This window comes from Telluria sp. Soil_C_11 (genome assembly GCF_057657395.1).
Map to the genome: position 1 here is coordinate 445584 of NZ_JBDGIN010000004.1, position 13044 is coordinate 458627.

The 13044-nt window shown below is 66.1% G+C and carries 12 protein-coding genes, 1 pseudogene and 1 riboswitch; of the genes and pseudogenes, 9 read left to right on the forward strand and 4 right to left on the reverse strand.

Annotated features, from left to right (window positions below):
* Positions 1-7: 7 nt before the first annotated feature.
* A complete protein-coding gene (locus AC3A6M_RS10060; protein ID WP_487852576.1) occupies positions 8-871 on the reverse strand; it encodes an LpxL/LpxP family acyltransferase in 864 nt (287 codons plus the stop codon).
* Positions 868-1731, reverse strand: a pseudogene (locus tag AC3A6M_RS10065) (lysophospholipid acyltransferase family protein); the annotation flags it as partial. The gene AC3A6M_RS10060 and the pseudogene AC3A6M_RS10065, both read right to left, overlap by 4 nt.
* Positions 1732-1899: 168 nt before the next feature.
* On the opposite strand from AC3A6M_RS10065, the gene metK reads away from it, so the two are divergent.
* From metK to metF, 4 genes are all read left to right on the forward strand, one after another.
* On the forward strand, positions 1900-3069 hold the full coding sequence (gene metK, locus AC3A6M_RS10070; RefSeq protein WP_487852577.1) for a methionine adenosyltransferase: 1170 nt from the start codon (positions 1900-1902) through the stop codon (positions 3067-3069).
* A gap of 116 nt (positions 3070-3185) precedes the next feature.
* A riboswitch (S-adenosyl-L-homocysteine riboswitch) is annotated at positions 3186-3258 on the forward strand.
* Between the two features lie 28 nt (positions 3259-3286).
* On the forward strand, positions 3287-4702 hold the full coding sequence (gene ahcY / locus AC3A6M_RS10075; protein ID WP_487852578.1) for an adenosylhomocysteinase: 1416 nt from the start codon (positions 3287-3289) through the stop codon (positions 4700-4702).
* A 198-nt stretch (positions 4703-4900) separates the two neighbouring features.
* A complete protein-coding gene (locus tag AC3A6M_RS10080) occupies positions 4901-5254 on the forward strand; it encodes a phage holin family protein (RefSeq protein ID WP_230025029.1) in 354 nt (117 codons plus the stop codon).
* A complete protein-coding gene (gene metF, locus AC3A6M_RS10085; protein WP_487852579.1) occupies positions 5241-6086 on the forward strand; it encodes a methylenetetrahydrofolate reductase [NAD(P)H] in 846 nt (281 codons plus the stop codon). Before AC3A6M_RS10080 ends, metF begins: the two co-directional genes overlap by 14 nt.
* A 78-nt stretch (positions 6087-6164) precedes the next feature.
* On the opposite strand, the gene AC3A6M_RS10090 is transcribed toward metF, so the two are convergent.
* Entirely contained in the window at positions 6165-6728 is a 564-nt protein-coding gene (locus AC3A6M_RS10090) for a 5-formyltetrahydrofolate cyclo-ligase (protein WP_487852580.1), read from the reverse strand.
* A 93-nt stretch (positions 6729-6821) separates the two neighbouring features.
* Between AC3A6M_RS10090 and AC3A6M_RS10095 the strand changes: the two genes are divergently transcribed.
* From AC3A6M_RS10095 to AC3A6M_RS10115, 5 genes are all read left to right on the forward strand, one after another.
* A complete protein-coding gene (locus tag AC3A6M_RS10095) occupies positions 6822-8855 on the forward strand; it encodes a lytic transglycosylase domain-containing protein (RefSeq protein ID WP_487852581.1) in 2034 nt (677 codons plus the stop codon).
* A gap of 26 nt (positions 8856-8881) precedes the next feature.
* Positions 8882-9865 (forward strand): complex I NDUFA9 subunit family protein, encoded by a 984-nt coding sequence (locus AC3A6M_RS10100; RefSeq protein WP_487852582.1) that lies wholly within the window; start codon positions 8882-8884, stop codon positions 9863-9865.
* Positions 9866-9874: 9 nt separating this feature from the next.
* Complete coding sequence (locus AC3A6M_RS10105) at positions 9875-10591, forward strand: glutathione S-transferase family protein (RefSeq protein ID WP_487852583.1); 717 nt, start codon at positions 9875-9877, stop codon at positions 10589-10591.
* Positions 10592-10596: 5 nt separating this feature from the next.
* Positions 10597-11682, forward strand: coding sequence for a tRNA nucleotidyltransferase/poly(A) polymerase-related protein (locus AC3A6M_RS10110; RefSeq protein ID WP_487852584.1), 1086 nt, complete (start codon positions 10597-10599; stop codon positions 11680-11682).
* A 188-nt stretch (positions 11683-11870) separates the two neighbouring features.
* Positions 11871-12533, forward strand: coding sequence for an N-acetyltransferase family protein (locus AC3A6M_RS10115; RefSeq protein ID WP_487852585.1), 663 nt, complete (start codon positions 11871-11873; stop codon positions 12531-12533).
* A 6-nt stretch (positions 12534-12539) separates the two neighbouring features.
* Here AC3A6M_RS10115 and AC3A6M_RS10120 read toward each other — a convergent pair whose 3' ends face one another.
* A complete protein-coding gene (locus tag AC3A6M_RS10120) occupies positions 12540-13040 on the reverse strand; it encodes an Lrp/AsnC family transcriptional regulator (RefSeq protein ID WP_052234176.1) in 501 nt (166 codons plus the stop codon).
* Positions 13041-13044: the final 4 nt, after the last annotated feature.

Consider the following 13044-nt stretch of genomic DNA (forward strand, 5'->3'; position numbering starts at 1 on the left):
AGGTTCCTTACTCGTAGAACGAGGGCTCGCCGTTCGGCCGCGTCTTGAAACGCTTGTGGGTCCAGAAGTATTCGGCCGGGTTCTCGCGCACCCGCTCCTCGATGAATTCGTTCATGCGGCGGGTGGCGGCGATCATGTCGTCGCCCGGGTAGTTTTCCCAGGCCGGATAGAACACCACCCGGTAGCCTTGGTAATTGGGCAGGAAGGTCGCGATCACCGGAATCACCTTGGCCCTGGTGGCCGCCGCCAGGCGCGGCAGGGCGGTGAGGGTCGCGGCCGGGATCCCGAAGAAAGGCACGAAGGCCGCGTCCTTCTCGCCGAAATCCATGTCCGGCAGCATGAAGTAGGGCAGGCCGTCGCGCAGTGCGCGCAGGATCGGCTTGATGCCGTCTTCGCGGGTGAACAGGCGCACCGGGCCGAAGCGTTCGCGGCCGTAGCGCAGCAGGCGGTCGAAGGCCTTGTTCTTCTGCGGCGAATAGATGGTCGACACCGGGATCACGCGCGCCGCCACCCCGGCCACGTCGAGGCAGACGAAGTGCGGGCACAGCAGGATGGTCGGGCCGCTTTCCATCTCGGCCTGGGGCACCGCCGGCTCGATGTGGATCAGGCGGCGCAGGCGCGGGATCGGCGCCCACCAGATCAGCGAGCGCTCCAGGATGCTGCGCGAGTAACCCTGGAAGTGGCGCCTGACGATGGCGGCGCGTTCCGCTTCGCTCAGCTCGGGCATGCACAGGCGCAGGTTGGTCATTGCGATCTTGCGGCGTTTCGGGATCGCGTAATACATCAGGCTGCCCACGGCATTGCCGATGCGGCCCAGGATCGGCAGCGGCAACCAGTGCAGCAGCCACAGCAAGGCAATCAGGACCCTCATGCGACCGCCTCGGCTTCCGGGGCCGCCACGCCCTGCGGACGCTTGTAGCGGTTATAACTCCAGAAATACTGGGATGGGCAACGCGCGATCAATTGCTCCATGGCGCGGTTGATGGCGCCGGCCTGTTCGGCCGCGGTGCCGGACAGGTCGCCCTCGAAGGGCACGAAGCGGATCACATAGCCGCGGCCGTGCGGCAGGCGCTCGGCGTAGGTCAGCAGGATGTCGGCCTTGCCCAGCTGGGCCAGCTTGGCCGGCAGCGTCATGGTGTAGGCCGGGCGGCCGAAGAAGGGCGCCCACACGCCTTCGCCTTCCTGCGGCACCTGGTCCGGCAGCACGCCGACCGGCTGGCCGCCCCGCAGCGCCTTGACCAGCATGCGCACGCCCGACAGGTTGGCCGGGGCCAGGTGCATGTTCTGGCGTGCGCGGGCGCCTTCGACCAGGGGTTTCAGCGCGCTCTTGCGCGGCGGGCGATACATGACCGTCAACTCCTGGCGCAGCGAAACCTGCTGGGCGGTCAGCTCGAAACAGCCCAGGTGTGGCGTCAGGAACACGATCCCGCGGCCAGAGTCGAGCTGGCGCTGGACCAGCTCCCAGTTCTCCATCGTGACATGGCGGGTAACGCGCTCCTGTTGCGCGCACCACACAAAAGGCAGTTCGACGATCGCTTTGCCGGACTCCGCGATCGCCGTGCGCAACTGGGCGCCATAGCCGGCCAGCGCGAGATTGCTGCGCAAGCGCCGGCGATAGGAAGGAGAAGCCAGATAGACGAGCCAGCCGAGCGCCGCGCCCAGTGCATGTAGCACGGGGAGCGGGAACACCGACAGGAAACGGAACAAGAAGACGAGCATTATTGATTCAGGGTAGAGGTGATGCGGCTTGCTTCACCAAAATTTTTTAAGGAGCGTAAAATACCACTTTGAGCAGGATCCGCGGAGTTAATGACAACTTGCGAAGCGGAATATAAATATCGCTAAAGCGTCGCAGGCAATGGTACTGCGGCAATTATTTCAACAGTATCAGGAGCCTAGATGTCTTCCAATGACTACCTCTTTACTTCCGAGTCCGTCTCGGAAGGCCACCCGGACAAAGTCGCCGACCAGATTTCCGACGCCATCCTCGACGCCATCCTCGAGCAGGATCCGCGCGCGCGCGTGGCGGCCGAAACCCTTTGCAACACGGGCCTGGTGGTGCTGGCCGGGGAGATCACGACGCACGCAAACGTCGATTATATTCAAGTTGCGCGCAACACCATCAAGCGCATCGGTTACGACAACACCGACTACGGCATCGACTACAAGGGCTGCGCCGTGCTGGTCGCCTATGACAAGCAGTCGCCGGACATCGCCCAGGGCGTCGACGAAGGCGCCGGCCTCGACCTCGACCAGGGCGCCGGCGACCAGGGCCTGATGTTCGGCTACGCCTGCGACGAGACCCCGGAACTGATGCCGGCCGCGATCTACTACGCGCACCGCCTGGTCGAGCGCCAGTCGCAGCTGCGCAAGGACGGCCGCCTGCCGTGGCTGCGCCCGGACGCCAAGTCCCAGGTCACGCTGCGCTACGTGAACGGCCGCCCGGTCTCGGTCAACACCGTCGTGCTGTCGACCCAGCATGCGCCGGAAGTCAGCCACAGCCAGATCGAGGAAGCGGTAATCGAAGAGATCATCAAGCCGGTGCTGCCGCGCGAATGGCTGCAGGACACCCGCTACCTGGTCAACCCGACCGGCCGCTTCGTCATCGGCGGCCCGCAGGGCGACTGCGGCCTGACCGGCCGCAAGATCATCGTCGACACCTACGGCGGCGCCGCACCGCACGGCGGCGGCGCGTTCTCGGGCAAGGACCCGTCCAAGGTCGACCGCTCGGCAGCCTACGCGGCCCGCTACGTGGCCAAGAACGTGGTCGCCGCCGGCCTGGCGCGCCAGTGCCAGGTGCAGGTCAGCTACGCGATCGGCGTGGCCAAGCCGATCAACATCACCGTCTACACCGAAGGCACCGGCGTGATCTCCGACGAGAAGATCGCCGAGCTGGTGATGGAGCACTTCGACCTGCGCCCGAAAGGCATCGTGCAGATGCTGGACCTGCTGCGCCCGATCTACGCCAAGTCGGCCGCCTACGGCCACTTCGGCCGCGAAGAGCCGGAGTTCACCTGGGAGCGCACCGACAAGGCGGCGGCACTGCGCGCCGCTGCCGGGCTGGCGTAATTGCACAGTTTAAAAGCAACTTGGGTTCCCGCCTTCGCGGGAACGACGTGCCTCGGCTGAGCCGTCGTCCCCGCGAAGGCGGGGACCCAAGCTCACTGCTCCGTGTTAAACTTATGAATTCCGAGGAGCGTTGCGACGAAAGATTCCTCTTTCGCCAGGCTCGGATCATCAACACCGCGCTCACGTTACTTTTTTCTTAACTTGAAAGGAGGGCGTGATGAGCGCCGTACTCAAAGACACTTCCCAGGATTACCTCGTTGCCGACATCGGCCTTGCCCAATGGGGCGAGAAGGAAATCCGCATCGCCGAAACCGAAATGCCGGGCCTGATGGCCATCCGCGAGGAATACGCCGCCAGCCAGCCGCTGAAGGGCGCGCGCATTGCCGGTTCGCTGCACATGACCATCCAGACCGCCGTGCTGATCCGCACGCTGGAAGCCCTCGGCGCGCAGGTGCGCTGGGCCTCGTGCAATATCTACTCGACCCAGGACCACGCCGCCGCCGCCATCGCGTCGGTCGGCACCCCGGTGTTCGCCGTCAAGGGCGAGACCCTGGACGAATATTGGGACTACACCCACCGCATCTTCGAATGGCCGGGCGACAACCATGCCAACATGATCCTGGACGACGGCGGCGACGCCACCCTGCTGCTGCACCTGGGCGTGCGCGCCGAGAAGGACATCTCGGTGCTGGACAAGCCGGGTTCGGACGAAGAGATCTGCCTGTTCAACGCGATCAAGGGCCGCCTGGCCATCGATCCGCAGTGGTACTCGAAGCGCCTGCCGGAAATCAAGGGCGTGACCGAAGAGACCACCACCGGCGTGCACCGCCTGTACCAGATGCACCAGGAAGGCAAGCTGGCCTTCCCGGCGATTAACGTCAACGACTCCGTCACCAAGTCGAAGTTCGACAACCTGTACGGCTGCCGCGAATCGCTGGTGGACGGCATCAAGCGCGCGACCGACGTCATGATCGCCGGCAAGATCGCCGTCATCGCCGGCTATGGCGACGTGGGCAAGGGCTCGGCCCAGGCCATGCGCGCGCTGTCGGCCCAGGTCTGGGTGACCGAGATCGACCCGATCTGCGCCCTGCAGGCCGCGATGGAAGGCTACCGCGTCGTGACCATGGACTATGCCGCCGAACACGGCGACATCTTCGTCACCTGCACCGGCAATTACCACGTCATCACCGAAGCGCACATGCAGAAGATGAAGGACCAGGCGATCGTCTGCAACATCGGCCACTTCGACAACGAGATCGAAGTCGCCGCGCTGAAGAAGTACGAGTGGGAGAACATCAAGCCGCAGGTCGACCACGTGATCTTCCCGGATGGCAAGCGCATCATCCTGCTGGCCGAAGGCCGCCTGGTGAACCTGGGTTGCGGCACCGGCCACCCGTCCTACGTGATGAGCTCCTCGTTCGCGAACCAGACCATCGCCCAGATCGAGCTGTTCGTGAATGCGGACAAGTACCCGGTCGGCGTGTACACGCTGCCGAAGCACCTGGACGAGAAGGTCGCCCGCCTGCAGCTGAAGAAGCTGAACGCCCAGCTGACCACGCTGACCGACGAGCAGGCCGCCTACATCTCGGTAAGCAAGGAAGGCCCGTACAAGCCGGCGCATTACCGTTACTGATGGGATCTCGATAAACCTACTGCGCGTTGCATATTTGGCCTGCGATGCTCCGCTACGGCGGACCGGCCGTACCGTAAGTACGGCTGCGCTTCTCGGCCAAATCTGCGGCCGCTCGCTACGGTTTCTCGAGACCCTGTTGCGCTACCTGGACTCACGGATCAACTCGGTCCGTTGGCTCAACCTCACGAAAGTCACTCCATGCGCTTGCTCCTGACCTGGTTGATCAATGCCGCCGCCCTGATGGCGCTGCCCTTCCTGATGCATTCCGTGACCGTCACCAACATCGGCGCCGCCCTCGTGGCCGCGCTGGTGCTGGGCCTGGTCAACACCATCATCCGTCCCGTGCTGGTCGTCCTGACCCTGCCGGTGACCCTGGTGTCGCTCGGCCTGTTCATCCTGGTGATCAACGCGCTGCTGTTCTGGCTGGTGGCGCACCTGGTCGAGGGCTTCCATGTGGCGGGATTCTGGTCGGCCTTCCTGGCGGCCATCCTGTACAGCGTGATTTCGTGGGCGCTTTCTACCTTACTCCTGAATAAAGATGGAAACCCCTAATATCAGCATCGAGTTTTTCCCGCCCAAGACCCCCGAGGGCGCGGAAAAACTGCGCGCGGCGCGCCAGAAGCTGGCGGCGCTGCAGCCGAAGTACTTTTCGGTGACCTTCGGCGCTGGCGGCAGCACCCAGCAGGGCACCCTCGACACCGTGCTCGAGATCCAGTCCGAAGGCCACGCCGCCGCACCCCACCTGTCCTGCGTCGGCGGGACGCGCGCATCGATCCGCACGATCCTGCGCGAGTTCCAGTCGCACGGCATCCGCCGCCTGGTGGCCCTGCGCGGCGACCTGCCGAGCGGCTATGGCGGCGCCGGCGAACTGCGCTATGCCAGCGACCTGGTCGAGTTCATCCGCCAGGAAACCGGCGACTGGTTCCACATCGAAGTCGCGGCCTATCCGGAAATGCATCCGCAGGCGAAGTCGCCGCAGGACGACCTGCAGAACTTCGTGCGCAAGGTGCAGGCCGGCGCGAACGCGGCCATCACCCAGTATTTCTACAATCCGGACGCGTATTTCCAGTTCGTCGACAACGCGCGCAGGCTCGGCGTGGACGTGCCCATCGTGGCCGGCATCATGCCGATCACGAATTACACCCAGCTGATGCGCTTCTCGGACATGTGCGGCGCCGAGATCCCGCGCTGGATCCGCCTGAAACTGGCCAGCTTCGGCGACGACAGCGCCTCGATCAAGGCCTTCGGCCTGGACGTGGTCAGCCAGCTCTGCGAACGCCTGCTCGCGGGCGGCGCGCCCGGCCTGCACTTCTACAGCATGAACCAGGCGGCGGCCACCACCGCCATCTGGCAGCGCCTGCACGGGACGCCGGCAGCGGCCTGACGATCGCCGGCCAACAAAAAATGCCCACGCGCCGATGGCCGTGGGCATTTTTATTTGTGCTTCCCAGTCATAAATCGATTACCTGACCTGGCTGCGCTCCGTCACGATCACATCCAGCGGCACATCGTGCGGCGCGTGCCCGAACCGGGCTTCCTGGTTGCTGTAGGCAATGCCCAGGGTCAGCGGGCGCGGCGACAGTTCCAGGGTGCGGTCGTAGTAGCCGCCGCCGTAGCCGAGCCGGTAACCGTCGGCATTGAAGCCCAGGCAGGGAATCAGCAGGGCAGGGGGGCGCTCGATGAAGCGCAGGGTGGCCGGCACCGCCACCCCCATCTCGTCCGCCAGCATCGGCTCGTCCAGTTTCCATTCCGTGAACGCCAGCGGGGCGTTGCGTTCCATCACCACCGGCAGCGCCAGGCGCACCCCGGCCAGCGCCAGCTCCGCATAGGCCGCGCGCAGGTCGGGCTCGCCGGCCAGCGGCCAGTAGACGCCCACGGTATCCATCTGGCGCAGCCGCCACCAGCTGACGACCTGGGCGCCGATGTGCGCGTCCCACTGGACCTTGATGGCCGGGTCGAGCGTGCCGCGGGCCGTCCTGAGCGCCTTGCGCAGCGCCGCCTTGGCCGCCTGGCTATCGCCCGTCACGCTTGAGTTCGAGTCTGGCAGCCCCAGGATGGGGCGTGGTATTCTTGGATCGCCGGTCATGGATGAAATGAAGCGTACATTAAGGTTGGTTTGATGTTTCGATTGAAATTGTTAGCCGGCGCAAGTATTGCTGCCTCTACATTGCTGGCGTTCTCGCCGGCATCCGCCCAAACGGCGCCGTCCGCCGCACCTGCCGCATCCGCTGCCGCACCTGCCGTGCCTGCCACGGCGCCGGCGGCCGCCTTGCCGCAGGCCGCCGCCGATGCCGCCCGCGAGCAGGATGCGCTGTTCCTGCAGTTGCGCGAAGCCGCGCGCCAGAACGATGCCGGCAAGGCAGCCGAGCTGGCGGCGCGCCTGCCCAACTACGCAATTCCCTCGTATGTCGACTATTATCGGCTCAAACCGCGCCTGAAGGACGCGTCGAACGAGGAAATCCTGGATTTCCTGAAGCGCTACGAGGGCAGCGCCATCGCCGACCGCCTGCGCAACGACTGGCTGCTCGAGCTGGGCCGCAAGCGCGACTGGGCCAATTTCGACCGCGAACTGCCGCTGTTCGTGAAGAACGACGACTACCAGGTCCGCTGCTACGCCCTGCTGTCGCGCGCCGTGAAGGGGCAGAACGTGGCCCTTGATGCGCGTGCCCTGCTCGACAATCCGCCGATGTACGGCGAAGCCGGCGCCGCCCTGGTCGCCCAGCTGGCCCAGTCCGGCCAGTTCGGCAAGGAAGACCTGCTGGCCCAGCTGCGCCTGGCCGGCGAGATGCACGCCACCGGCCCGTCGCGCCGCACGGCCCTGCTGCTGGGCGCCTCCGACACCCGCGCCGCCCAGGCGGTCGACTTCCCGGCGCTGGCGATGGCGCGCGGCATCGGCAGCACCCGCGCCGAGCACGAGATCTACCTGGTCGCGATCGGCCGCATGGCGCGCACCAGCCTGAAGCTGGCCACGGTGGCCCTGAACAAGAATGCGTCCAGGCTGTCCGCCGAGGAAAAGGCGATCGGCTGGTCGAACATCGCCCTGGCCGCCTCGCTGGTGCTGGCGCCGGAAGCCTACGACGACTGGCAGCGTGCCGCCGGCGCCCCCTTGTCCGAAACCCAGGCCGAGTGGAAGACCCGGATCGCGCTGCGCCGCGGCGACTGGAAGATGGTGAAGGCCACCATCGACGCCATGCCGGCCGCGCAGCGCGCCTTGCCGGCCTGGACCTACTGGCTGGGGCGCGCCTACCTGGCCCAGGGCAAGAAGGAAGATGCGCAGGCCCTGTTCCGCCGCATCGCCGACCAGAACAATTTTTACGGGCAGCTGGCGCTGGAGGAAATCGGCCAGCAGATCACGATCCCGCCCAACGCGGCATCGCCCACCGCGCCCACCGCGTCCGAGCTGGCGCAGATGGCCGCCAATCCCGGCTTCAGGCGCGCCCTGAAATTCTTTGCCCTGCGCTTGCGCTTCGAAGGCACGCGCGAATGGAACTGGACGCTGCGCGATTTTTCCGACCGCCAGCTGCTGGTGGCGGCCGAGTATGCGCGCCAGAACGAGATCCTGGACCGCATGGTCAACACCTCGGAGCGCACCCGCACCGAATTCGACTACACCCAGCGCTTTCCGGCCCCGCACAACGACATCCTGCACCCGACCGCACAAGGATTGGGCCTGGACCAGGCCTGGGTGTATGGCCTGATCCGCCAGGAATCGCGTTTCATTTCCGATGCCCAGTCCGGGGTCGGCGCGGCCGGCCTGATGCAGGTGATGCCGTCGACCGGCAAGTGGGTGGCGGAAAAGATCGGCATGAGCGACTACGGCCACGGCATGCTGAGCGATATCCGCACCAACATCCTGCTCGGCACCAATTACCTGAACATGGTGCTGAACAATGCCGAAGGCTCGCAAGTGCTGGCCACCGCCGCCTACAACGCCGGCCCGGGCCGCACACGCACGTGGCGCGGCTTGTTGACCGCGCCGATGGAGGGTGCGATATTCGTGGAGACCATCCCGTTCGAGGAAACCCGCAACTACGTGCGCAACGTGATGTCGAACGCAACGAATTACGCCGCACTGTTCGAGAAGCGTCCGCAGTCGCTCAAGGCCCGCCTGGGGACGATCATGCCGCGCGGCGGCGCGATTGGCCTGCCCTGAGATTGGCCTGCCCTGAGGAGTCGATCATGCCCCAGCTGTCGGTAGTGTTGTTCGGAGGAACAGGATTTATCGGCAGCCACCTAGCCGCACGGCTGTCCGAGCGCGACGTGACGATCGTGGTGCCGACCCGGCACGAAGCACATGCGATGCACCTGATGCCGCTGGGCGTCGACATCGTCGAGGCCGACATCCACGACGACGCCGTCCTACGCCGCCTGGTGGCCGGCAAGAGCGCCGCCATCAACCTGGTCGGGATCCTGCATTCGCGCCGCGGCACGCCCTACGGGCCGCAATTCCGCCATGTCCACGTCGATCTGCCGCGCCGCATCGCCGCCGCCTGCGCGGCCGAAGGCGTGCCGCGCCTCCTGCACATGAGCGCACTGGGCGCGGCGCGCAACGGCCCTTCGATGTACCAGCGCTCGAAGGCCGACGGCGAGCTGGCCGCCGCCAGCGAAGCGACGGTCGCGCCCACGATCTTCCGCCCCTCGGTGGTGTTCGGCCCGGGCGACAATTTCCTGAACATGTTCGCGCGCCTGCAGCGCCACCTGCCGGTGGTGCCGCTGGCCGGCGCCGGTGCGCGCTTCCAGCCGGTCTACGTCGGCGACGTGGCCGAGGCCTATGTGCGCGCCCTGTTCGACGAGGGCAGCCGCCACCGCATCTATGAGCTCGGCGGCCCCGGCATCTACACCCTGGCCGAGCTGGTACGGCTGGCGGGACGCTATTCGGGCCATCCGCGCCCGGTGCTGCCCCTGCCCGACGCGCTGGCGCGGCTGCAGGCGACGTTCTTCGAACTCCTGCCGGGCACGCCGCTGATCACGCGCGACAACCTGGACTCCATGAAAATCGATAATGTTGTCAACCCATCGGATCAGGCCTTGACAGCGGAGGCGCTCGGAATCAAGCTCACGGCGCTCGAGTCCGTCGCGCCGCAATACCTGGCGCCGACCGGGCAGCTCGACGAACTGCGCTCCCGGGCGCACCGCCATGCGGAACATCCCCATCCGAAATAGAAAGAGACCATGCAGACAATCGAACTCGATCCGACGCTTTCGCAGACCCTCGACCAGGCGCGCCAGGCGGGCCTGACCCTCGTCATCGGCAACAAGAACTATTCGTCGTGGTCGATGCGCCCGTGGGTGGCGGCGGTGGCGGCCGGGATCCCGTTCACCGAAGTCCGCATCCTGCTCGACCAGCCCGACACCGCCGCCAACATCGCGCGCTTCTCGCACGCCGGCCGGGTGCCGGTGCTGCTGGCCGGCGACATGACGATCTGGGACAGCCTCGCCATCTGCGAATACCTGGCCGAGCAGTTCCCCGAAAAACACCTGTGGCCGCAGGACGTGGCGGCGCGCGCGCTGGCGCGCTCGGTCGTGTGCGAGATGCATTCCGGCTTTACCGACTTGCGCAGCGCGATGTCGATGAACATCAAGGCGCGCCTGCCGGGCCGCGGCCGCACGCCGGGCGCCCAGGCCGACATCGGCCGCATCTGCGAAATCTGGGAAGAGTGCCTGTCGCGCTTTGGCCACCACCGTTTCCTGTTCGGTGAATTTTCCGTCGCCGACGCCTTCTACGCGCCGGTGGTGATGCGTTTCAAAACCTATGGCGTGGCGCTGGCGCCGGCCCTGCAGGCCTATTGCGACCGCATGCTGGCCCACCCGGCCGTCGCGCGCTGGGTCGAGGAAGCGATGGCGGAGACCGAGATCGCCGCCGGCCACGAAGACGAACTGCCGGAGTGACGGCGATGCAGGCCTGGGTCGTCGGCGGCGCCGTGCGCGATGAACTGCTGGGGCTGCCTGTCCAGGACCGCGACTGGGTCGTGGTCGGCGCCACCCCGGAACAGATGGTGGCGCAGGGCTTCCGCCCGGTCGGCAAGGATTTTCCGGTGTTCCTGCACCCGCAGACGCAGGAGGAATATGCGCTGGCGCGCACCGAGCGCAAGACCGCGCCGGGCTACCACGGCTTCGTCTTCCACACCTCGCCCGACGTCAGGCTCGAAGACGATTTGATCCGGCGCGACCTGACCATCAACGCGATGGCCCGCGCCGAGGACGGCACCATCGTCGACCCCTACGGCGGCCGGCAGGATCTTCAGGACCGCATCTTCCGCCATGTATCCGACGCCTTCGCCGAAGACCCGGTGCGGATCCTGCGCCTGGCCCGCTTTGCCGCGCGCTTCCCGGAATTCCGCGTGGCCGGGTCCACGAATGCGTTGATGCGCAGGATGGTGGAACACGGCGAAGTCGATGCCCTGGTGCCGGAACGGGTCTGGCAGGAACTGTCGCGCGGGCTGATGGAGCAGAAGCCCTCGCGCATGTTCGAGGTGCTGCGCGACTGCGGCGCCCTGGCGCGCATCCTGCCGGAACTCGATGCCGATGCGCCCCTGATGCGCGCGATCGACTACGCCGCCGGGCGCGGTGTCGCATTGCCGGTCCGTTTTGCCGTCCTGATGCACGGCCTCGGCAAGGACATCGCCGAACTCTGCAAGCGCCTGCGCGTGCCGGTCGACTGCCGCGACCTGGCCATCATGACGGCGCGCGAACAGGACTGCATCGGCCGCGCACCGGCCCTCGATGCGGAAAGCACCGTCACGCTGTTCGAACGCAGCGACGCCTTCCGCAAGCCGGAACGCTTTGCCCAGATGCTGCTGGCGGCCGAGTGCGCGTCGCCCGGCCACGAGACGCATGCGCCGCGCCTGCTGAAGGCACTGGAGGCGGCGCGCGGGGTGAATGCGGGGGAGATCGCGGGACGCTGCGGCGATGACAAGGCGGGGATTCCGGCGGCGGTGCATGCGGCGCGGGTGGCGGCGGTGAACGAGGTAGGGGAATAGCCACCGTCGTCCCCGCGGAGGCGGGGACCCAAGTTTGCGTGAGCGGCCGTTAGCACATGCCAGTGGCGCGACGAACTTGGGTCCCCGCCTGCGCGGGACGACGTAGCACACGTTACAAGCCAGCTCGGCAATTCATCCGCGCAATCCGCTACAATACCGGATTGGTGCAGTGCACAAAATAAAATCCCATGCAGGACAACCCCCTACGCCGCTGGCTGAACAACCTGATCGGCAAACACGGCCGCCAGCCCGTCCTGGTCAAGGCCTTGAGCGAGCGCGACCGCCGGCGCGTGCTGCGGCATTTCATGGCCCTCGACGGCAACGACCGCCTGCTGCGCTTCGGCAGCGTGCTGCCGGACGAGCAGGTCGCCAACTATGTCGGCAAGCTCGATTTCGCCAACGACATCGTGTTCGGCGTGTACAACCGCATGTTCCAGCTGGTCGGCGTCGGCCACCTGGCGTTTACTTCGCGCGAGGCGCATCCGGACAGCATCCACTATACGGACAAGGAAAAAGTGGCCGAGTTCGGGGTCTCGGTATCGGCATCGGCGCGCGGGCAGGGCGTGGGCACCCGGCTGTTCGAGCGCGCGGCGATGCACTGCCGCAACTCGGATGTCGACACGCTCTACATGCAATGCCTGTCCTCGAACCGCACCATGATGCACATCGCCAAAAAGGCCGGCATGGAGATCAAGCGCGAGTATGGCGAGGCGGACGCCCACCTGCACCTGCCGCCGCCCAGCCCCTCGAGCGTGCTGGCCGAGGCGCTGGAAGAGCAGATGGCGAAGATCGACTACACGGTCAAGCGCAATGCGCGCATGGCGCTCAAGTGGTTCGCGCCCAAAAAATAAGCAGGGTTAAACAATCGGCAGCGCCGTCGTTTCCTTGATCTTCTGCAGCGCAAAGCTGGATTTCACGTCCAGCACCGCCGGATGGCGCAGCAGGGTGCCCATCATGAAGCGCGAGAAATGGTCCATGTCTTCGACGTGCACGCGCAGCAGGAAATCCATCTCTCCCGTCATCGCATAGCAGTCCACCACCTCCGGCCAGGCCGACACGGCCTGGGCGAATTCGAAGCGCGGCGAAGTCGCCGGCACGCGCGCGTTCGGTGCGCCTTCGGCATGCTTTTCCAGCCGCACGTTCACATAGGCCAGCAGGCCGAGGCCCAGCTTGTCCGCATCGAGCAGGGCCACGTATTGGCGGATCACCCCGGCCTCTTCGAGCCGCTTGATGCGGCGCAGGCAGGGCGATGGCGACAGGTTGACGCGTTCGGCCACGTCCTGGTTGGACAGGCGGCCATCGGCTTGCAGGATAGCCAGGATCTTCCGATCGGTTTTATCCAGCTCGATTTTTGACATGAAT